Below are 18,876 nucleotides of genomic sequence, written 5' to 3'. Positions count from 1 at the left end.
GAACGATCGGACGCTAAACTGTCCGGCATGCCCTTAGCGAGGATCGCCGCGCTCGGCCACCACCAGCCGAAACACGTCATGACCAACGACGACCTGAGCGTCCTGGTCGACACCACCGACGAGTGGATCCGCCAGCGGACCGGGATCGCCACCCGGCACATCGCGCACGCCGAGTCCGTCACCGACCTCGCGGCGCAGGCCGCCGCGAAGGCGCTGGCCTCCTCCGGGCTCGCCCCCGAAGACGTCGGCATGGTCGTCGTGGCGACGTGTTCGGCGATCGACCGCTGCCCGTCGATCGCCGCGCAGGTGGCCGGGCGGCTGGGCATCCCGGCCGCCGTCGCCTTCGACCTCAACAACGGCTGCGCCGGGTTCACCACGGCGTTGGCCACCGCCGACCACGCGGTGCGAGCCGGAGCGGCCGGGGCCGCGCTGGTGATCGGCGCGGAGAAGATGTCCGACCTCACCGACTGGACCGACAGGTCGACCTGCGTGCTGCTCGGGGACGGCGCGGGCGCGGCGGTGATCACCGGCTCCGGTGGCCTCGACGGCATCGGCCCGGTCGTGTGGGGCTCGGACCCGACGCGCGGGCACGCGGTGCGGCTCTCCGGCGACTGGCACCCGCTCTTCCGCCAGGAGGGCCGCGAGGTGTACCGCTGGGCGACGACCGAGCTGGTCGGGCTCGCGCGGCTGACCTGCGAGCGCGCCGGAGTCACGCCCGCCGAGTTGGGTGCCGTGGTCACCCACCAGGCGAACCTGCGGATCATCGACGCGCTCGTCGGCAAGCTCGGCGCCACCAACGCGGTGATCGCACGCGATGTCGTCGACTCCGGCAACACCTCGGCCGCCTCGATCCCGCTGGCCCTGTCGAAACTCGCGGAACTGGGCGAGGTCGAGCCCGGCGCTCCGGTCCTGCTGTTCTCCTTCGGCGGCGGGCTGTCGTGGGCCGGCCAGGTGGTCGCCTGCCCCTAGACTCGCGGTGTGGCGGAGAACGCGAGCTCACCGGATCCCGACGTGCTCCTCGCGCTGCGGGCGCTGTCGAACCCGGTGCGGTTGCAGCTGCTGCTGTGGCTGCGCGAGCCCACGCGCCACTTCTCCGCCGAACGCGCCATCGCTGATCCGGTCGAGGTGGGGATCTGCGTGACGCACATCCGCGAGAAGGCGAACCTGGCGCAGTCCACGGTGTCCGCGTACATGGCCGAACTGGAACGTGCCGGGCTGGTGAAGTCCACGCGCGTGGGCAAGTGGACCCACTACAAGCGGGACGAGGCCCGCATCGCCCAGCTCGTGCACACCCTCGGCCAGACCCTCTAACCAGTAGGGCCTGTCCTGCAAGTCGCCGGGTTCGGCGGTCTTCAAGACCTACAAACCCCTGCCCCAGCGGTCTTCAACGACGGCAAACCTCGCGAGGCTGCTGGGTTTGCGGCGGTTGGCGATGATCAACAGCGGGGTTTGCGGGTCTTGAAGACACCCCAACCCCCAGGCGACACCGTGACCGGAATACGCAGCTCAACCACTTACAGGACAGGCCCTAGGCGGGTTGGGCGATCCTGGGAGTGCGGCGGCGAGCCGGGCGGCGGTCGAGCCACCACTGCGCGACCAGCAGCGGGATCGTCCAGCCCAGCCAGGAGGACAGCGATCCGATGGCGTGCATGAACGCGATCTCGCTGCCGCCGAAGGTGGTGGCGATCTGGGGCTCCAGCGCGGCCGCGGCCAGTGCCGACCACAGGCGGTTGGTGATGATCGACATGGTCAGCGCGAAGCTGCGGATCATCCAGCGTCGGTGCTCGGCCATGCGGCGCTTGCGCGCGGTGATGATGCCCATCGCGGTGGTGCCGAGCCACAGCGTGGAGAGGATCACGTGGCTGGCCATGGCGACCGGGCCGAAGGGCGTGTTCACGCCGACGACGAACCCGAGCAGCCCGGCGGGCAGCACTCCGGCGAAGACGTAGACGCGTCCCAGCCGGCGGTGCAGCGCGAGGTTGCGCTGGCGCAGCCACGGCCAGATCTGCAGGCAGCACGTCACCATGGCGATGGAGCCGAAGATGATGTGCGAGACGAGAATCCAGTAGTACTCCGGGAAACCGGGCGGTGACGGCAACCGGGACCGCGAGGGGTCGAGGCTGAGGTAGCCGGGCAGCGAGAGCGCCAGGAACGCCAGCACCACCAGGGCGAGCGGAGCCATCCAGGGCCGTCGGAACATCGTTTTCTCCCACCAGAAGTCGTTGTCGGCAACGGTAGGAACCCGGTCGCCGATGATCTCTGGTGCTGGCCGCCCACTGGGGGTGGGGCCTTCCCCACCTCTGACGGTTGTACCGTCGGGGCGTGCCGAACAACCCCGTCGTCGACCTCATCAGACACTTCACGGGACGGGTCACCGATGACGACATCGGCGCGCTGTGGAGCCACTTCACCGCGGGCGAACTCGGCGATCTCGAACTTTCGCTCGGCGGAATCCTGGCCGACAGCGGCGTCCAGCTCAGTGCGGCCGACGTGCGACTGATGCGCGAAGCCGAGTTCGCCGTCCTGGCCACCAGAGCGCCCAAGAACGTCTACCTCCCCGTCTACCGCTTCGAGCCCGCCGCAGCGTCCGCAGAGGACGGTCCGCTGGTGGAGCTGGCCACCGAAGCGCGGCGGGTGGTCAAGGCTCTTCGCGTCCCCGTCTCGAAGAACGCGCCCTGCCCCGAGCACGTCGTCTACGCCGTCGAGTTCGCCCCGGGAATCTCCATCGGCCCCTGGTGGGCAGGGCTCGTTCACAGCCGCGGCGCGCCCGTCGACGTGGTGATCGAGGGTGAGGAACTGCCGCCGTACCAAGCGGCCCTGCTCGCGTCCGGCACCCAGCTCTGACCGCACGCACTTGCTTCTCAAATCGAAAATACGCGATACTTCGATCCGTCGGTGCCGGTACGGGCGAGGAGTGGCGCGATGGGCAGCTTGGACGGTCTGGATCTGGGGCGGTTCGGGATCTACACCTTCGACTTCGAGTTCCAGTCGGCGGCGCTCGTGCGCGAGTCCGTCCGCGAGATCGAGGAGCTGGGCTGGCCAACGGTGTGGATTCCCGAACTGTTGGGGCGCGACGCCTTCACGCACGCGGCCGTCCTGCTCTCCGCGTCCGAGCGGCTGAACGTCGTCAACGGCATCGCGCGCATCTGGTCGCGCGAGGCGCGCTGGACCCACGGCGCCAGCACCCTGCTCGCCGACGCGTTCCCCGACCGGCACGTGCTCGGCCTCGGCTTCGGCGGCACTCCCCACGCCGGTGTCAAGCCGCTGGACGCGATGGCCGCCTACCTCGACGAGCTGGACGCGATGGATTCGCCCAACCCCGCTCCGCGGAGCCCGGTCCGGCGCATCCTCGCCGCTTATGGACCGAAGATGCTGGAGCTGGCCCGCGACCGCGCCGCCGGTTCGCAGAGCTACCACGTCAACGTCGAGCACACCGCACAGTCCCGCGACATCCTTGGGCCACAAGCGTTTCTCGGCGTCGAGCACGCCGTGCTGCTGGAAACCGACCGCACCAAGGCTCGCGAGATCGCCCGCGCGCACATGCACGCCTACCTGACGAGCCCGTACAACATCGCGAAGTTCCGCCGCCTCGGCTACTCAGAGGAGGAGATCGGCAACGGCGGCGGCGATCGGCTCATCGACGACTTCGTGTACTGGGGCGACCTGGACTCCATCACCGAGAAGCTGCACGCACACCTCGACGCCGGAGCCGACCACGTCGCCGTCCAGGTGATCGGCGTCGAGCCCGGCCGGACCGCCCTCCCCCAGTGGCGCGCCCTCAGCGAGGCCCTCACCCCCTGACACTCCCGCACCCGCGACCACGGTTCGCCGGTCTTCAAGACCCACAAACCCCCCTGTCGATCATCGCTAACCCACGCAAACCCCCGCAAGGCCAAGGGTTTGCGGCGGTTAGCGACCCCTCGGCTGAGGGTTCGGTGTACTTGAAGACTGGCAAACCCCTGCAAATCAAGCCGACCGCACGCTGGTACCGACGACCCCTAACCCGCAGCCGAAAAATCAGCCTGCGCAACGTAAGCAGCGAACGGCTTGGGGGAACGACCAGTGACGGTGCGGACGACGTCGGTCGGAGCGCCATCCCCGGCGGCGCGCAGAGCCTCGAAACCGGGTAGCTCCGACAGCACCTGCTCGCGCGGCACGCCGAAGCCGGTCATCGCGGCGACGTAGTCCGCGCTCTCGCCGTGGAAGCGAATCTCCCGGCCGGTCTTCGCGCCGATCAGGGCGAGCGCGTCGGCGAAGGACAGCGACTCCGGTCCGGTCACCTCGTAGCTGCGCCCGGCGTGGCCGTCCTCCAGCAACGCCGTGGCGGCCACGGCCGCGATGTCGTCGGCGTCGACGAACGCCTGACGGAGGTCGCCGACCGGGACGGCCAGCTCGCCCGCGCCGATCGCGGCCGCGAACACGCCCTCGTCGAAGTTCTGGTTGAACCAGTTGGGCCGCACGATGGTCCACTCCGCGCCGGACTCGCGCACGGTGCGCTCGGCCGCCATCAGCCGGTCGTCGCCCATCAACTCGATCGCCATGCTGGACAACAGCACCAGCCGGCGCACTCCGCTCTCGACGGCGCAGCGCACGAACTCGGGGTCGACGGGCAGTTCGTGCGGGGCCATCAGGTACATCGCGCCCGCGCCCGCCACGGTCGGCTCCCAGGTGGCGCGGTCGGCCCAGTCGAACCGGACGTCGCCGGAGCGCGAGGCCGCCCGCACCGGTCGCCCAGCCTCGCGCAGGAGTGCCGCGACCCTCCGTCCGGTGGAGCCGGTCGCGCCGAGCACAACGGTGGGTTCCTGCTTCCTCTCTGCCATGGCTCGACTGAAGCACGGACCCCTGACAGTCACGGTTCGGCCAGGTCAGGCCCGGACTTGAGTTCTGAGGTGAACAAGCGTTTACTGGGTGAACATACGTTCACCCCTTTCGGAGGAGACCCATGCCCAGCGCACGTCGTCCGCGCCTGATCCTCGCCGCGCTCGCCTCCTGCGGGGTGCTCACGGCGGTGATGCAGACGATCGTGGTCCCGCTGCTCCCCCGACTGCCCGCGCTCACCGGCGGCACGCCGACCGACGTGAGCTGGCTGCTCACGATCACGCTGCTGACGGGCGCGGTCTTCACGCCGCTCCTCGGCCGGGCCGGGGACATGTACGGCAAGCGCCGCGTGCTGCTGCTCGCGCTCTCGTCGATGATCACCGGCTCGCTGCTGTGCGCGGTCAGCTCCAGTCTCGGCGTGCTCATGGTCGGCCGGGGCTTACAAGGCGCCGCGCTCGCGGTCGTGCCGCTGGGGATCAGCATCCTGCGCGACGAACTCCCGCGCGAGCGCGTGGTTCCGGCGATCGCCATGATGAGCGCGACGCTCGGCATGGGTGCGGCACTGGGGATTCCGTTGGCCACCTTGGTCGTAGAACACGCGGACTGGCACACGCTGTTCTGGCTCTGCGCGGCACTCGGGGTGGTCGCGCTGACCGCTGTCGTGCTTATCGTCCCCGAGTCGCCGTTGCGCACGCACGGTCGTTTCGACGTCGTCGGAGCGTTGGGGCTGAGCGCGTTCCTGGTGTGCTTGTTGGTCCCGGTGTCCAAGGGCAGCGCGTGGGGCTGGAGTTCGCCCGCGACGCTCGGCTTCTTCGCGGCGGCTGTACTCATTCTGCCGCTGTGGGCGTTCCACCAGCTGCGCGTGCACGCGCCCATGGTGGACCTCAGGGTCTCCGCGCGCCCCGCGGTGTTGTTCACCAACCTCGCGGCACTGCTTGTCGGATTTTCCTTCTACGCCAACTCTTTGGCCACGGCGCAGCTCGTGCAGGAGCCTGTCGCGACCGGCTACGGTCTCGGCGCGTCGATCGTGGTGAGCGGACTGTGCTTGTTGCCGGGCGGCATCGCGATGGTGCTGTTGTCGCCGGTGTCCGCACGGCTGTCAGCGGCGCGCGGTCCGCGCTTCACGCTCGCGGTGGCCACCGGAGTGATGGCCGTGGGCTATGCGGTGCGACTGTTCACCAGCGAGAGCTTGGTCGCGATCGTCATCGGCGCGACGGTGGTCGCCGCAGGAACAGCCGTGGCGTACTCCGCCCTGCCCGCGCTGATCATGCATGCTGTGCCCGTGACGGAAACCGCCGCCGCCAACGGGCTCAACACATTGATGCGTTCCATCGGCCAAGCCGTGTGCAGCGCGATCGTGGCCACTGTGCTCTCGTCGCTGGTCACGGTGCACGGGCCGACGCTCGGCGCGTACCTCGTGGTGTTCGTCATCGCGGGCGCGTGCGCGTTGGCGGCGCTCGGGCTCACGTTGCTGATCCCGGCCCCGCGTCCGGCACAGGTCGAAGCTCGCGTGCTCGCGGGGACAGCTGCATGACCGACAGCAGTCGCCACGCGATCCTGCTCGCCGCGCGCCGTGCGTTCGCACGCAATCCCTACGCGGACGTCACGTTGCGCGGCATCGCGGCTGATGCGGGTGTGAGCGCTTCACTGATCGTGAAGCACTTCGGCGGCAAAGAGTCCCTGTTCGACAAGGTCGCCGACTTCGAGGACGCGGCGACCGCGTTGTTGAACGCGCCGAACGAGGAGCTAGGGCGCTGCGCGGTGCGCGCGCTCGTCCAGTTCCGCCGCGACAACAACGCGGACCTGTTGCTGCGCGTGGTCTTCGCGCTCGGCGTGGGCGCGGAGCGGGCCATGCTGCGCGAGCGCTTCCGTCGCCAGGTTGTGCACCAGGTCGCCGCGCGACTCACCGGCGAGGACGTGCCGCTGCGCGCGGAACTGTTCGTGGCGCAGCTGATCGGGCTCGGCGCGGCGCTCGCTGTCGACCGCGAAGGCCCTGCGGCGACCGCCGCCATTGAGCGGATCGCGGACCTCTACGCGCCCGCGCTCCAGTCGCTGGTCAACGACCACCAGATCGCGCGATAAGGCCGACGAGCTGATTGCACAGGCCCTCGCGCAGACCGATCACGAACAGCTCCGGTGAGGTCGGCGAGCCCATCTCGGCCATCACTTGCGCAACCGCCTCGGTGGGGCGCGCGTAGGGCCACAGCCCGGCGACGATCACGAACACCGAGCCCGCGAAGTGCCCGGCACCGTGCTCCCCGATCCCCGGAAAGTGCCCGCGCACCATGGCCGCGAGCCTGTCCGCGTTGCGCGAGGAGTTGCCCTTGAACACCCGCGCGTACTCCACGGTGATGTTGCGTTCGAGCACGCCCGCCATCGAGCTGATCAGCTCGCACAACTGCGCGTGGCCGGAGAGCGAGAGCGCGACCGCCGTGGCCACCGCCTCCGGATCACTCGGCACCTGCTTCGTCAGCACCGGCTCCAACTCGTCCAGCCACGCGGTCCACCGCCGGTCGAGCAGCTCCAGGAAGACGGCTTCCCTGCTGTCGAAGTAGCGCAGCACGTTGGACTTCGCCAGACCCACCCGGTCGCTCAGCTCCCGCAGGCTGATCTCGGCCAACGGGCGTTCGGCGAGCATCTCCCCGGCCGTGTCCAGAATCGCTTCCCGACGCTGTCTCACCTGCTCAGGGCGTCGCGCGCGTTGGAAGTCGGTCACCGGCCCAGGATATCAGACCGGCGGTCTCTTGATAACAGACCAGTGGTCCGATAATGTCGCCGGCGTTCCCGGACACCGGTGGAGGCAGGGCGATGCGAGTCAGTGGATCAGTGGCCCGTGGCTACGAGAACGTGCGTGAGGCGTTCGCGGCCGCACAGGCCCACGACGAGGGCCACGCGCAGCTGTCGGTCTACCGGCACGGTGAGCTCGTCGTCGACCTGTGGACCGGCGAGGAGAACAGGCTCGGCATCGTCATGTCGTGCACCAAGGGCATCGTCGCGACGTGCGCGCAGATGCTCGTCGAACGCGGTCTGCTCGACGTGGACGAGCCGGTGACGCGGTACTGGCCGGAGTTCACGGCCACGTCGGTCACGGTGCGGCACCTGCTCACGCACAGCGCGGGCATACCGTCGTTCCCCAAGGAGGCCGGACTCATCCCGACCGACGCACTGGACTGGGACACGTGCGTCAAGGCGTTGGGCGCGGCGACTCCGACGTGGGAGCCCGGCACGGCCTACGCCTACCACGCGTTGACTTACGGCTACCTCGTCGGCGAGGTCGTGCGCCGCATCGCCGGGCGGTCTGTCGGCGAGTTCTTCCACACCGAGATCGCTGAGCCCCTCGAACTCGACCTGTGGATCGGGCTGCCCGAGGAGCAGGAGCACCGCGTGGTCCCGCAGTTCTCCACGACGCCGGAGTTGAAGTTGCCCGCCGCGCTGAAGTTCGGCACGAAGAACGTGCGCGCGCTCGTCAAGGGCTACACGTTCGCCGCGGAGTGCTTGCCGCTGCTGAACACCCGCGAGGGCCGTGCGGCCGAAATCCCGGCGATGAACGCGGTCGGTGACGCGCACTCGCTCGCGCGGATGTACGCGGCCACGCTCGGCGACGTCGATGGCGTGCGTCTGCTCAGCGATGAGTCGGTGCGCCAGGCGCGGACCCCGCAGACGGACTCACTGTCCGCGCCGTCACCGCTGCACCTGATGCGCATCCCGTTCCCGCAGCGGTTCGGGCTGGGCTACGAGCTGTCACGCCCAGGTGAGCCGATGCTCGGCCCCACGTCCTTCGGGCACGCGGGCGCGGGCGGACGGCTGGCGTTCGCCGATCCGGACAGCGGCCACGCCGTGGGCTACACGTGCACGAACATGGCATGGGACCCGATGTCGGGCGCGGACCCCCGTTGGCTGCCGTGGACCGCCGCGCTCAGCCAGGTCCACTGAGCGCGACACGGCGTTCGTCGGCGGTAGCGAGCCAGAAGAACACCGCGGGCAAGACGAACTCGATCACGGTCAGCGGGACCTGGAACCAGTGCGGCTGACCGTGGACGAGCATCGACAGGACCCTGCCGACGCCGCCGAGCAGCATGATCCCGGCGAGCCAGCGCACGGCCCGCGCGGAGATCGGCGTCTGCCGGGCGGCCCAGACCCACGCGAGCCCGTAGCCGAGGAAGATCGCGTTGTAGAAGCGCTCCCGACTGTCCACGGTGGCGCCCGCACCGGCCTCACCAGGCACGGAGTCGATGCCGAGTGCGATGTGGTACGCGCCGATCGCCACGCACGCGACGCCGGTGACCAGCAGCAGAACCCTCAGGAGCTTGACCATCCGCCCCACCCCTCTCACTAGTAGATGTGTGTCTACTTAGCTAGTAGACGCGTGTCAAGTAGAGTGGCGGGATGCCCCCACGCCGCAGGCTCGATCCGGCCGAGCGCCGCGCCGAGCTGCTCGACGTCGCGGCCACGCTGTTCGCGGCGAAGCCGTACGAGGACGTGCGGATGGAGGACGTCGCCGAGCGCGCGGGCATCTCGCGCGCGTTGCTGTACCGGTACTTCCCGAACAAGCGCGACCTCTTCGCCGCGATCTACGTGCAGGCGTCCGAACAGCTGCTCGCCAAGTCGGAGTTCGACCCCGACGCGCCCGTGACCGGTCAGGTCGCCGCGGCGCTCGACGCGCACCTGGAGTACTTCGAGGCCAACAGCCACACGGTGCTCGCTGCCAACCGTGAGCTCGCGGGAGACCAGGTCATCCAGGCGATCATCGAGGGTGAACTGGCCACGTTGCGGCACCGTTTGCTCGACAACGCGTGCTTCGACGAGCGCGCGCGAGACCTCGTGTCGGCAGCGCTGACGAGCTGGCTGGTGTTCGTGCGCACGATGTGCGTGGACTGGCTCGCCAACCAGGCGTACTCGCGCGAAGAGCTGCGCGCGGTGTGCCTTGGTGCGCTGTGGGGCGCGTTGGCGCCCGTCGAAGGGCGGGGTTGACGGGCCGCGACAGGACTCCGTCTACTGGCTCGATGCGCCGAAAGATCCACGTGGACAACCTGGTCTCGTTGCACAGGGGCGAGCGCGGTGTCATGCGCGTGCGCGCGAATTCCGAGTTGGGCGTCTACCGGGGGCTCGGCATCGCGCACGCGACCGACCGTGCACTCCAGATGCTCATGACGCGCATCATCGCGCGGGGGCGCGGCGCGGAGTTACTGGATCCCGGTCTGGTCGACGTGGACCTCTTCTTCCGCAAGATGAACTGGCAGAGCGACCTCGCGCAGGAGACGGCCGCGCTCAGCACGGACGCTCGTGAGCGGCTCGACGCCTATGTGGTCGGCGTGAACCACGTGCTGTCGCGGTCGGTGCCGTGGGAGCTGCGCGTGCTCGGGCATCGACCGGAGCCGTGGACGATCGAGGACATCGTGCTCGTCTCGCGGATGGTCGGCTACGTGTCGCTGGCGCAGTCGCAGGGCGAACTGGAGCGCTGGATCGTGGAGTGCGTCCGCGCCGGGGTCGGCGTCGAGCACCTGGAAGCGCTGTTCCCCGGGCAGCTGTCCGGGCTCGATCCGTCGTTGCTGAAGAAGGTGCGGCTCACCGATCAGCTCGTGCCGGACGCGGTGCGCGAGCTGGCGTCGCACTCGCGGCTGATGGCTTCGAACAACTGGGTGGTGGCCGGTCATCGGACGCGATCCGGTCAGCCGTTGCTGGCCAACGATCCGCATTTGGAGATCAACCGGCTGCCCGCCGTCTGGTACGAGGTCGTGGTGGAATGCCCTGACCGCTACGCCGTGAGTGCGACGATTCCTGGGCTGTGCGGGCTCTTGCTGGCTCGTACCGATGACCTGGCGTGGGGCGCCACGTACAGCTTCGCCGACGCCACGGACTCGTGGGTGGAGCGCGTGAAGGACGGTTGCGTGCTTCGCGGCGACGAGTGGGCTCCGCTGCGCCAGCGCGTGGAAGTGGTGCGGCGCAAAGGGAAATCGCCCGTCGAAGTCACGTTCTGGGACACCGAGAACCACGGCGTGCTCGACGGTTCCCCCGACGACGGCGAGTACCAGCTGGCCACGCGGTGGGCGGGCGCTTTTGGTGGCGCCAGGTCCATCGAGGCGATGTTGGCTCTGTGGAACGCGAAGACCGTCGCGGAGGGCATGCGTCACCTCGGCGAACTGGAGGTGTCGTTCAACTTCGTCCTCGCTGATTCCTCGGGCGACATCGGCTACCAGATGTCCGGCCGGATTCCTGTTCGCGGCCCCAGCCGGAGCGGCCTGATCCCCTTGCCAGGCTGGGATTCCGACAACGACTGGCAGGGCTTCCACGCGGCTTCGGAGCTACCTCGGGTGAAGAACCCGGAGTGCGGCTTCATCGTCACCGCGAACAACGACCTCAACCACCTCGGCGTTGTCTCCCCCATCAACGCGCCGATGGCTTCCTACCGCGCGGACCGGATCGCCGAGCTGCTTGGCACTGCGGAGAAACTCGGCGCCGAGCACATGAAGAGCATCCAGCACGACGTGCACTCGAAGCAGGCCGAGCATTTCGTTTCGATCTTGCTACCGTTTCTGCCCGACACGGCTTCCGGGCGAGCCGTCGGCGACTGGGACTTCTCCTACGACGCGCGGTCCGAGGGCGCGGAGGCGTTCGAACGGTTCTACGCCAAGCTGATCGAGCTGGTGTTCGGCCCGGTCCTCGGCACCGAGACGGTCGCGTACATCATCGCGCAGACCGGAATCCTGACCGACTTCTACGCGAACTTCGACCGCGTCCTGCTCTCCGAGCGTTCGCCGTGGTTCGGCGACAAGACCCGCGAAGAGCTGTTCGAGGCCGCCGCTTCCGCCGCGCTGACAGGAAAGCCCGAGCCGTGGGGCAAGCAGCGCGGTGTCCTCATGAGCCACATGCTCTTCGGCGGCAAGCTACCGCGCATCGCCGGGTTCGACCGCGGCCCGGTCACCCTCGTCGGCGGGCGGGCGACGCCCCACCAGACGCAGATCTACCGCTCCGCCGGGCGGCTCACCACGTTCGCGCCGTCGCTGCGCGTCGTGGCCGACTTCGCCGTGCCAGGCTGGGAAAGCTGCCTCGCGGGCGGGCCGTCCGACCGGCGCTTCTCGCGGTGGTACTACTCGGACATGCGCGGCTGGATCCACGGTCAGTACAAGCGAATCGGCCCCGCGCGCCGTTGAGCCCTGAATGACTCATTCAGCTACCTCAACTCCCCGAATGACCCCTTCGGGTACCTCAACTCCCCCAACGGCCCTTTCGGGTACCTCAACGCCCTGAACGACCCGTTTGGTGCGTCGAGCGCGCTGAACGGGTCGTTTGGTGCGTCGGGAGCCCTGAACGGGTCGTTTGGTGCGCTCAAGTACCTGAAGGGGTCGTTCAGGGCTCTCTGGACGCACCGAATGAGGCGTTGGGGGTGGCGGGGTCTGCGGCCGGACGACCCGAAGTCAAGAATGTTTGACATGGTGTCGAAGAGTCTTTACCTTCGACGGTGTCAAACATTCTTGACACGAGGGGGCGTCGTGGCGATCGAGGAGAAGCGCGCGTGGATCATGGCGGTGGTCGCGGTCGCGGGGTACGCGAGCTACCTGCTGCTGGTCCTGGGCAGATGGGACGGCGGAGCGCTGGCGGAGGCGCGCTACGCCGACGCGCTGCTGTGGACGGTCGGCGCGGCGGTCGTGGCGGCGATCGCGCTGAACATCCTGGTCGCGGTCACCGGTGAGCCCGGCTCCACGCTGCGCGACCAGCGGGACCGCGAGATCGAGCGCTTCGGCGACCACGTCGGCAACGCCTTCGTGGTGATCGGAGCGCTCGCCGCGCTGCTGATGGCACTGGGCGGGCTGGCGCACTTCTGGATCGCCAACGTCATCTACTTGGGCTTCGTGCTCTCCGCCGTGCTCGGATCGGCGGCCAGGATCGCCGCGTACCGCGAGGGTTTCCAGCCGTGGTGAAGCCGAAGCCGACCAGGGTCACCAATCAGATCAGGACGCTGCGCTTCGCCGAGGACGAGATGACGCAGGCACGCCTCGCCGAGCTGATCGGGGTCACCCGCCAGACGGTCATCGCCATCGAGCAGGGGCGCTACTCCCCCTCGTTGGAGATGGCGTTCCAGATCGCCCGGGTGTTCCGGGTGGGGCTCGAAGACGTGTTCCAGTACCCGGAGGAGGCACCGTGAAGGCGATCATCCAGCACCGCTACGGATCGACGGACACGTTGGCGCTCAACGACATCGACCGACCAGCTCCCGGGCGCGGCCAGGTGCTCGTCCGGGTGCGCGCCGCCGGGATCGGCCCTGACGTGTCGCACCTGATGACCGGCAAGCCGTACCTGTTGCGGCTCATGGGTTTCGGCCTTCGCAGGCCCAGGGTCGCCGTGCGCGGTCGCGATGTCGCGGGCGTCGTGGAGGCGGTCGGTCCCGGGGTGAGCCGGTTAGCCCCGGGCGAGGAGGTCTTCGGCACGTGCGAAGGCTCGCTCGCCGAGTACGCGGTCGCAGAAGAAGGATTGCTCGCCCGCAAACCGACGAACCTCAGCTTCGAGGAAGCGGCGGCCGTGCCGATCTCCGGAGGCACTGCGCTGCAAGGGCTTCGCGATGTCCACAAAGGACAGCGAGTGCTGATCATCGGCGCCGGGGGCGGAGTCGGCACGTTCGCGGTGCAGATCGCCGCATCGCGAGGGGCGCGCGTGACCGGCGTGTGCGGCCCGGCGAAGCTGGACATGGTCCGGAGCCTGGGCGCTGAGCGCGTCATCGACTACACCGCAGAGGACATCACCGCTGCCGGGCACCACGATTTCGTGCTCGACACGGCGGGATGCCGGAAGTTGCGCCACCTCCGCCGCGCTCTCACACCGAAGGGGACGTTGGTGATCGTCGGCGGGGAGAACGGCGGCAAGTGGGTCGGCGGCATCGACCGGACGCTGCGCGCGGCGCTGTGGTCGCCGTTCGTCGGACAGCGGCTGCGCGGACTGATCAGCACGGAGCGCGCGGAGGACTTCGACGAGCTCCGGGAACTGATCGAAAGTGGCGCTGTCGCACCGGTACTCGGTCGAACCTTCCCCTTGGAGCAAGCCGCCGAGGCGATCGATCACGTCCACAAAGGACACACGGCGGGCAAGGTCGTCGTCACCGTGTGACAGTCGCACGTTCCTCGAAATGCGCCCCACGCCGCGACGTCCGGGTGCAGCCTGGGGTGATGAGAACAAGACTCCTGGTGGTCGCCGCCATGGCATTGGGCATCGCATCCCTGGTCGCACCGAACGCCTCGGCGGAGGCCCTCGTCAAGTACCCGGGGCACTTCCCGAGCATCCAAGCGTGCCAGGCCGAGGGGCGGGAACTCGTGCGTCGCACGTGGGCCTCCTGGTACGAGTGCCGCTACGACGGCCCGTGGTTCCTCTACTACGAGCCCCGCTAGACGACAGTAACTGACATCCATTCTGGCAGATACTGACATTCCGGCGTAAGGTGCTTCACATGGGAGCACCTGAGGGCAAGGCCGCACGCACCCAGCTCGCGGTGCGGCGGGCCGCGATCGAGCTGTGCCTGGAGCACGGGTACCCGGCGACCTCCACCAAGGCGATCGCCGAGCTGGCCGGGGTCTCCGAGCGCACGCTCTTCCGCGCCTTCCCCACCAAGGCCGCGATCTTCTGGTTCGACCCGTTCCTCAGCCGGGTGATCAGGAGGCTCGACGCGCGGACCGCCGCCGAGGACCCCGTCACCGCGCTCAGCGACGCGGTCCTGGCGACGGCCCGCGCGATCACCGAGGAGGACTGGCAACTGGAACTGGGGCGCCGCAAGGTGATCCTGCGAGAACCCGATCTGATCGCGACGGGCACGCAGGAGCTGAACCTGGCCGCCATGCGGATCGGTGAGCTGCTGACGCCGGTGGACGCTCCGCCCGATCTGGCCTTCCGGACCGCGCTGTTCGCCCGGTTCGCCGTGGCGGGCTTCGGGATCGTGCCGATCCACGCCGAGACCACCACCGAGGAGTGGGGCACGGCGCTGGCACGCGTTGCGCAACTGGCGGCCGACGGACCGTTGGAGCAGCCATGATCGAGCTGCCCGGTCTCATCACCGATCCCGCAGTGCTGGCCGGGATCAGCCACGACGAAGCCGAATGGGCTCCGGTCGGGCGCCCGGCCGCCGCACTGCGCGCACAGTCCACAGTGGATGTCCAGCGAGCCGTTCGGGTGTGCGCGGAGCAGCGTGTTCCCGTCGTGCCAAGGGGAGCGGGAACCGGGCTGTCCGGTGGAGCCAACGCGACCGACGGCTGCCTGGTGCTCGACCTCTCGCGGATGCGCGAGATCGTGGAGATCGACACGGAGAACCTGCTCGCCGTCGTGCAGCCCGGAGTCGTCAATGACGATCTCAAGAAAGCCGTTGCCGAGCACGGCCTCTGGTATCCGCCGGACCCCGCCAGCGCTCCGTGGTCGACCATCGGCGGCAACGTGGCGACCAACGCGGGCGGCTTGTGCTGCCTCAAGTACGGCGTCACGCGCGACTACGTGCTGGGCATGCGGGTGGTCATGGGCGGCCCTGCTGGCGACTACGGCACCGAGGTGAGCCTCGGCCGCCGCACCACGAAGGGCGTCGCCGGGTACGACCTCACCGGGCTTTTCGTTGGCGCTGAAGGAACCTTCGGCGTGATCACCGAGATCACCCTGCGCCTGCGACCGGCGCCCACAATCGCCGCTCGCACGGTCGTCGGCGCGTTCCACTCGCTCGTCGACGCCGGTCGCGCGGTCGCGCTGTGCACCCGGCGCGGACTCCAGCCCGCGGCGCTCGAACTCCTCGACCGCACGTGCATGGAGGCCGTTGAGGAGTGGAAACAGCTCGGCATCGAGCCGGGAACAGCTGCGATGCTGCTCGCGCGCGTGGACACTCCGGGCGACGCCGAGGCGACCGCTCTCGCCGAGGCGTTCACCGAAGCCGGTGCCGCGTGGGCCGAGCGATCCACGGACGCCGTCGAAGCCGAAGCGCTCTTCGCCGCGCGGCGGCTGGCATATCCGGCGCTGGAACGGCTCGGCCCCGTGCTCACCGAGGACGTCTGCGTACCGAGATCGGCCGTGCACCTCATGCTCGCGCGGATCGAGGAAACGGCTGCGCGACACCAGGTTCGCATCGCGACGATCGCACACGCCGGTGACGGGAACCTGCACCCGCTGCTGCTCACTCCGCCTGGCGACGATGTTGCCAGGCTCGCCGCGCAGGCCGCCTTCGACGACATCCTCGCCGATGCGCTCGAACTCGGCGGCACGGTCACCGGCGAGCACGGCGTCGGTCTGCTCAAACGCGCTGGTATGGAACGAGAACTCGGCCCGGAAGTGACCGCTGTGCAACGGGCGCTCAAGCGCACGCTCGACCCGCTGAACCTGTTCAACCCGACGAAGGTCGTCGGCGAACTCTGAAGGGCGGCACCATGCTCCAGCACTTCCCTGTCGACGGCGGTTCCCTGGCCATGGACGTTCGCACCGCCGACACCGCGCCCGTGCTCGCGCTGCACGGCGTGACCAGTCACCGGCGCCTGTGGAACTGGGTCACCGCGCGGGAACCCGGTCTTTCCCTGATCGCGCCCGATCTTCGTGGACGCGGCGACAGCAGCGACATCACCGGACCGTTCTCGCTGCGACAGCACACCGAGGACCTGCTTCGCGTGCTCGATGCCTTGCAGATCAACGAGATCATCGTGTGCGGCATGTCGATGGGCGGTTTCTTGGGCGTGGATCTCGCGGTCCGCCACCCCGACCGCGTCAGCGAACTCGTGCTGCTGGACGGCGGCTTTCCCATGGCAGGGCACGACAAGCTCACTCCGGAGATGGTCCCGCTCGCCTTCGCGCCCGAGTTCGCGCTGATGGAGCGGACCTGGCCGGACCTCGACGAGTACGTCGCCGTGCACGCCGCAGCGAATTCGTTGCTGTCCGCCGACGATCCCTTGCTGCGGGACTACTTCGCGCACTCGCTCGCGGACGGGCGCGTTCGGCTCAACCGCGATGCGGTGCTCAGCGACGCCAAGGACGTGTTCTTCGGCGAACCGCAGTGGCGGGAGCTGACCGTACCGACGCGCTTGGTGTACGCGGAGTGGAGCGTCGGCAAGGACAGCTCGCCCGCCTACACACCTGACGCCGTCGCGGGATTCGAGGCAGAGCTGGACTGCCTCGCCCCGTCGGTTCGAGTGTCCACTGTGGACCACGGAACGCTGATGATGTCGCAGACCGGGGCAGCCGCGGTCGCGGAAGTTCTGGTGGAGGTCTGCGGGAAAAGGGATTGACCGCTCACGCGGCGGCGGGCAATCTTGTGTTCACACGAGCTGAGCGAAGGAGGAGAAATGCCGGATATCAACGATCCCCAGGTCTTCCCCGAACGCGAGCGCGTGTGCTCCCCGCCATGACGTTGTTGTTGTCGTCATGACAAGGGAGCCGCCCGTCGGGAAGACCGACCAGGGCGGCTTTCTCTTTGCTGCCAACGTTTGTGCGCGCAAGGCCGATGCGACTGCTGGCTAGGTCACCGCGCTTTCACCGCGGAGGACCGGGATCGATACCCGGATCGGTCACGCACGTTCTTTTCGAGCTCACGTGGTTCAGAGGTTAGAGCACCGCATTGTCAATGCGGAGGTCGCGGGTTCGAATCCCGTCGTGAGCGCTGCCGGGTGCGAGGGGCATGGCGACCCCACCTGATTTGGGATCAGGAGTCACCGCGTTCGACTCGCGGGCATCCGACTCGGCACTGCCGGAAGGCGCGTTGGTCCAGCGGAACGGACACCGGGTTCTCAGCCCGGAGACACGGGTTCGAATCCCGTACGCGCTACGCTCCACCCGCACGCGTCCCGTAGCTCAGCAGGCAGAGCATCTTCTCAACACGAGGAAGGACCCGGGTTCAATTCCCGGCGGGACGGCTTCACCGCAGGGTTTCCCGCGCGTGCACGATGCGATCGTGGGCGGCGGCGAGCTCGTCGGCCCACGGCGCGGAGTGGTCGCGCTCGAACGCGGCGAGCAGGCGGTCACGGGTGCTCGCGCGGCGCAGCCATGCGACCACGACGGCATCCGCCCGCCGCGCGCGGAAGTCGAAGTCGTTCACCAGCAAGGCGAGATGGCGATCCGCCGCACCGCTCGACACCGCGTCCCAAGCAGCCAAGTAGCGTTCGACGCCGGAATCGGTGTGCACGACGGCGGCGAGAAAGTCAGCGGCACCAACGAAAGCGCCCACTCGCGACGGGAAGTCGGCGAGCAGCGCGTGCCACAGCGCGTCGAGGTAGTCGTTGATCGCCGCCTGCTCGGCGGAAGCCCAGGTGCGCCACTGCTCCCGCGCGAGCTTGCCGAGGACGATGCCCGGGTCGAGCGAGTCCGAGACGGTCAGTTCCCGCAACAGCAGGGGAAGCAGGCTCTTCACGTCGTGGCGGTCGCCGATGGTGTTGCCCAGCTTGATCGTCAGCGAGTACAGGTCGTGCTCGTCCACCGTGGTCTCACCCGCGCAGTGCGGGCAGCCGTCGAGCACCGCGCGTCGCGGGTACGACGCGAAGGCGTGGTCGACGCGCGCCAGAGCGGCGGCGAGGTCCTCGTTCACCTGGCCAGTCTCGCAGTCCGCGCCAGCGAATTGTCCCTGTTTCCCGGTACATCGCGACGATCTTGCGAACCGAGCGGGGCGGATGGGCGTCGTCACCACGAACACCCTGTTCGTTCTAGCTAGGAGTTCCATGCGCAAGAGAACTGTCGCCGGAGCGCTCGCAGCCTCCGTCACCGCGGCGATGCTGCTCGGCAGCGCGTCCAGTGCCTCAACGGCCGGGGAGATGAAGCTGCTCGCCTCGGCCAGCAAGGGCGGGGTCACGGCCAAGCTGTGGCTCAACACCAGAACCCGGGTGTTGCACGGTGAAGGCCTGAACCTCCGCAAGGGCGAGATGGTGCGGATGGATCGCAACTACAGCATCAAGGGCACGTGGATGGCTCAGAGCAACGTCGGATCGCTCAACACGACGGGGTTCCGCGGGTCGGGTGACTTCAGCGTGTGCGCGGGAAGCCCGGTTGGCGGAGCGCGCTTCATCTGCACGAAGTACTACGACTTCAACGGCTGATGAGTCGTGCGTTGTGCGGGCGTAGCGCATT

Annotated in this window: 22 protein-coding genes and 3 tRNA genes; 20 read left to right on the top strand and 5 right to left on the bottom strand. The window is 68.7% G+C overall.

Annotation, left to right across the window (positions count from 1 at the left end; genetic code table 11):
• The first annotated feature begins 27 nt into the window (after nt 1–27).
• Nucleotides 28–969 carry a beta-ketoacyl-ACP synthase 3 gene (locus tag ABD798_RS01855; protein WP_344870679.1) on the top strand — a complete coding sequence of 314 codons (942 nt, stop codon included), beginning with the start codon at nt 28–30 and terminating at the stop codon, nt 967–969.
• 9 nt (nt 970–978) lie between these two features.
• The gene (locus tag ABD798_RS01850; protein ID WP_344870678.1) at nt 979–1,311 is read left to right on the top strand and encodes an ArsR/SmtB family transcription factor; all 333 of its coding nucleotides are present in this window, start codon (nt 979–981) and stop codon (nt 1,309–1,311) included.
• A 217-nt stretch (nt 1,312–1,528) separates the two neighbouring features.
• On the opposite strand, the gene ABD798_RS01845 is transcribed toward ABD798_RS01850, so the two are convergent.
• Nucleotides 1,529–2,200, bottom strand: a complete 672-nt coding sequence (locus ABD798_RS01845) for a DUF2306 domain-containing protein (protein ID WP_344870677.1) — start codon at nt 2,198–2,200, stop codon at nt 1,529–1,531.
• 122 nt (nt 2,201–2,322) lie between these two features.
• On the opposite strand from ABD798_RS01845, the gene ABD798_RS01840 reads away from it, so the two are divergent.
• Nucleotides 2,323–2,844, top strand: coding sequence for a hypothetical protein (locus ABD798_RS01840; protein WP_344870676.1), 522 nt, complete (start codon nt 2,323–2,325; stop codon nt 2,842–2,844).
• A gap of 78 nt (nt 2,845–2,922) precedes the next feature.
• A complete protein-coding gene (locus ABD798_RS01835; RefSeq protein WP_344870675.1) occupies nt 2,923–3,801 on the top strand; it encodes a TIGR03620 family F420-dependent LLM class oxidoreductase in 879 nt (292 codons plus the stop codon).
• Between the two features lie 197 nt (nt 3,802–3,998).
• Here ABD798_RS01835 and ABD798_RS01830 read toward each other — a convergent pair whose 3' ends face one another.
• The gene (locus ABD798_RS01830) at nt 3,999–4,820 is read right to left on the bottom strand and encodes an SDR family oxidoreductase (protein WP_344870674.1); all 822 of its coding nucleotides are present in this window, start codon (nt 4,818–4,820) and stop codon (nt 3,999–4,001) included.
• 122 nt (nt 4,821–4,942) lie between these two features.
• Between ABD798_RS01830 and ABD798_RS01825 the strand changes: the two genes are divergently transcribed.
• Both ABD798_RS01825 and ABD798_RS01820 read left to right on the top strand, forming a co-directional pair.
• Nucleotides 4,943–6,352 carry an MFS transporter gene (locus ABD798_RS01825; protein WP_344870673.1) on the top strand — a complete coding sequence of 470 codons (1,410 nt, stop codon included), beginning with the start codon at nt 4,943–4,945 and terminating at the stop codon, nt 6,350–6,352.
• Nucleotides 6,349–6,900: a TetR/AcrR family transcriptional regulator gene (locus tag ABD798_RS01820; RefSeq protein WP_344870672.1), complete on the top strand. Its 552-nt coding sequence runs from the start codon at nt 6,349–6,351 to the stop codon at nt 6,898–6,900. The genes ABD798_RS01825 and ABD798_RS01820 overlap by 4 nt, the downstream gene beginning before the upstream one ends.
• Here the strand turns inward: ABD798_RS01820 and ABD798_RS01815 are convergent.
• Nucleotides 6,875–7,534, bottom strand: coding sequence for a TetR/AcrR family transcriptional regulator (locus ABD798_RS01815; RefSeq protein WP_344870670.1), 660 nt, complete (start codon nt 7,532–7,534; stop codon nt 6,875–6,877). The two genes, ABD798_RS01820 and ABD798_RS01815, sit on opposite strands and share 26 nt — an antisense overlap.
• 92 nt (nt 7,535–7,626) lie before the next feature.
• Between ABD798_RS01815 and ABD798_RS01810 the strand changes: the two genes are divergently transcribed.
• Nucleotides 7,627–8,751: a serine hydrolase domain-containing protein gene (locus ABD798_RS01810; RefSeq protein ID WP_344870669.1), complete on the top strand. Its 1,125-nt coding sequence runs from the start codon at nt 7,627–7,629 to the stop codon at nt 8,749–8,751.
• On the opposite strand, the gene ABD798_RS01805 is transcribed toward ABD798_RS01810, so the two are convergent.
• Entirely contained in the window at nt 8,735–9,133 is a 399-nt protein-coding gene (locus ABD798_RS01805) for a DUF4345 domain-containing protein (protein WP_344870668.1), read from the bottom strand. The genes ABD798_RS01810 and ABD798_RS01805 overlap by 17 nt on opposite strands.
• Before the next feature lie 71 nt (nt 9,134–9,204).
• Between ABD798_RS01805 and ABD798_RS01800 the strand changes: the two genes are divergently transcribed.
• From ABD798_RS01800 to ABD798_RS01745, 12 genes are all read left to right on the top strand, one after another.
• Nucleotides 9,205–9,789, top strand: a complete 585-nt coding sequence (locus tag ABD798_RS01800; protein ID WP_344870667.1) for a TetR/AcrR family transcriptional regulator — start codon at nt 9,205–9,207, stop codon at nt 9,787–9,789.
• 32 nt (nt 9,790–9,821) lie between these two features.
• The gene (locus ABD798_RS01795; RefSeq protein WP_344870666.1) at nt 9,822–11,969 is read left to right on the top strand and encodes a penicillin acylase family protein; all 2,148 of its coding nucleotides are present in this window, start codon (nt 9,822–9,824) and stop codon (nt 11,967–11,969) included.
• A gap of 339 nt (nt 11,970–12,308) precedes the next feature.
• Nucleotides 12,309–12,737, top strand: a complete 429-nt coding sequence (locus ABD798_RS01790; protein WP_344870665.1) for a hypothetical protein — start codon at nt 12,309–12,311, stop codon at nt 12,735–12,737.
• Nucleotides 12,689–12,961, top strand: a complete 273-nt coding sequence (locus tag ABD798_RS01785; RefSeq protein WP_344870714.1) for a helix-turn-helix transcriptional regulator — start codon at nt 12,689–12,691, stop codon at nt 12,959–12,961. Before ABD798_RS01790 ends, ABD798_RS01785 begins: the two co-directional genes overlap by 49 nt.
• The gene (locus tag ABD798_RS01780) at nt 12,958–13,917 is read left to right on the top strand and encodes an NAD(P)-dependent alcohol dehydrogenase (RefSeq protein ID WP_344870664.1); all 960 of its coding nucleotides are present in this window, start codon (nt 12,958–12,960) and stop codon (nt 13,915–13,917) included. Before ABD798_RS01785 ends, ABD798_RS01780 begins: the two co-directional genes overlap by 4 nt.
• Before the next feature lie 59 nt (nt 13,918–13,976).
• Nucleotides 13,977–14,195, top strand: coding sequence for a hypothetical protein (locus ABD798_RS01775; protein ID WP_344870663.1), 219 nt, complete (start codon nt 13,977–13,979; stop codon nt 14,193–14,195).
• Nucleotides 14,196–14,254: 59 nt separating this feature from the next.
• On the top strand, nt 14,255–14,833 hold the full coding sequence (locus tag ABD798_RS01770; protein WP_344870662.1) for a TetR/AcrR family transcriptional regulator: 579 nt from the start codon (nt 14,255–14,257) through the stop codon (nt 14,831–14,833).
• Nucleotides 14,830–16,188, top strand: a complete 1,359-nt coding sequence (locus tag ABD798_RS01765) for an FAD-binding oxidoreductase (protein WP_344870661.1) — start codon at nt 14,830–14,832, stop codon at nt 16,186–16,188. Before ABD798_RS01770 ends, ABD798_RS01765 begins: the two co-directional genes overlap by 4 nt.
• Before the next feature lie 11 nt (nt 16,189–16,199).
• On the top strand, nt 16,200–17,048 hold the full coding sequence (locus ABD798_RS01760; RefSeq protein ID WP_344870659.1) for an alpha/beta fold hydrolase: 849 nt from the start codon (nt 16,200–16,202) through the stop codon (nt 17,046–17,048).
• A 298-nt stretch (nt 17,049–17,346) separates the two neighbouring features.
• A tRNA-Asp gene (locus ABD798_RS01755) sits at nt 17,347–17,419 on the top strand.
• A gap of 93 nt (nt 17,420–17,512) precedes the next feature.
• Nucleotides 17,513–17,584 (top strand) — tRNA-Glu (locus tag ABD798_RS01750).
• A gap of 15 nt (nt 17,585–17,599) precedes the next feature.
• Nucleotides 17,600–17,672 (top strand) — tRNA-OTHER (locus ABD798_RS01745).
• Nucleotides 17,673–17,674: 2 nt separating this feature from the next.
• On the opposite strand, the gene ABD798_RS01740 is transcribed toward ABD798_RS01745, so the two are convergent.
• Nucleotides 17,675–18,340, bottom strand: coding sequence for a hypothetical protein (locus ABD798_RS01740; protein WP_344870658.1), 666 nt, complete (start codon nt 18,338–18,340; stop codon nt 17,675–17,677).
• 130 nt (nt 18,341–18,470) lie between these two features.
• On the opposite strand from ABD798_RS01740, the gene ABD798_RS01735 reads away from it, so the two are divergent.
• A complete protein-coding gene (locus ABD798_RS01735; protein WP_344870657.1) occupies nt 18,471–18,845 on the top strand; it encodes a hypothetical protein in 375 nt (124 codons plus the stop codon).
• Nucleotides 18,846–18,876 lie beyond the last annotated feature (31 nt).

Source organism: Allokutzneria multivorans (assembly GCF_039537405.1).
In the GTDB taxonomy this organism is placed as follows: Bacteria; Actinomycetota; Actinomycetes; order Mycobacteriales; family Pseudonocardiaceae; genus Allokutzneria; species Allokutzneria multivorans.
Note: the sequence above shows the minus strand (reverse complement) of the source record. Positions and strands in the feature narration are given on the sequence as shown.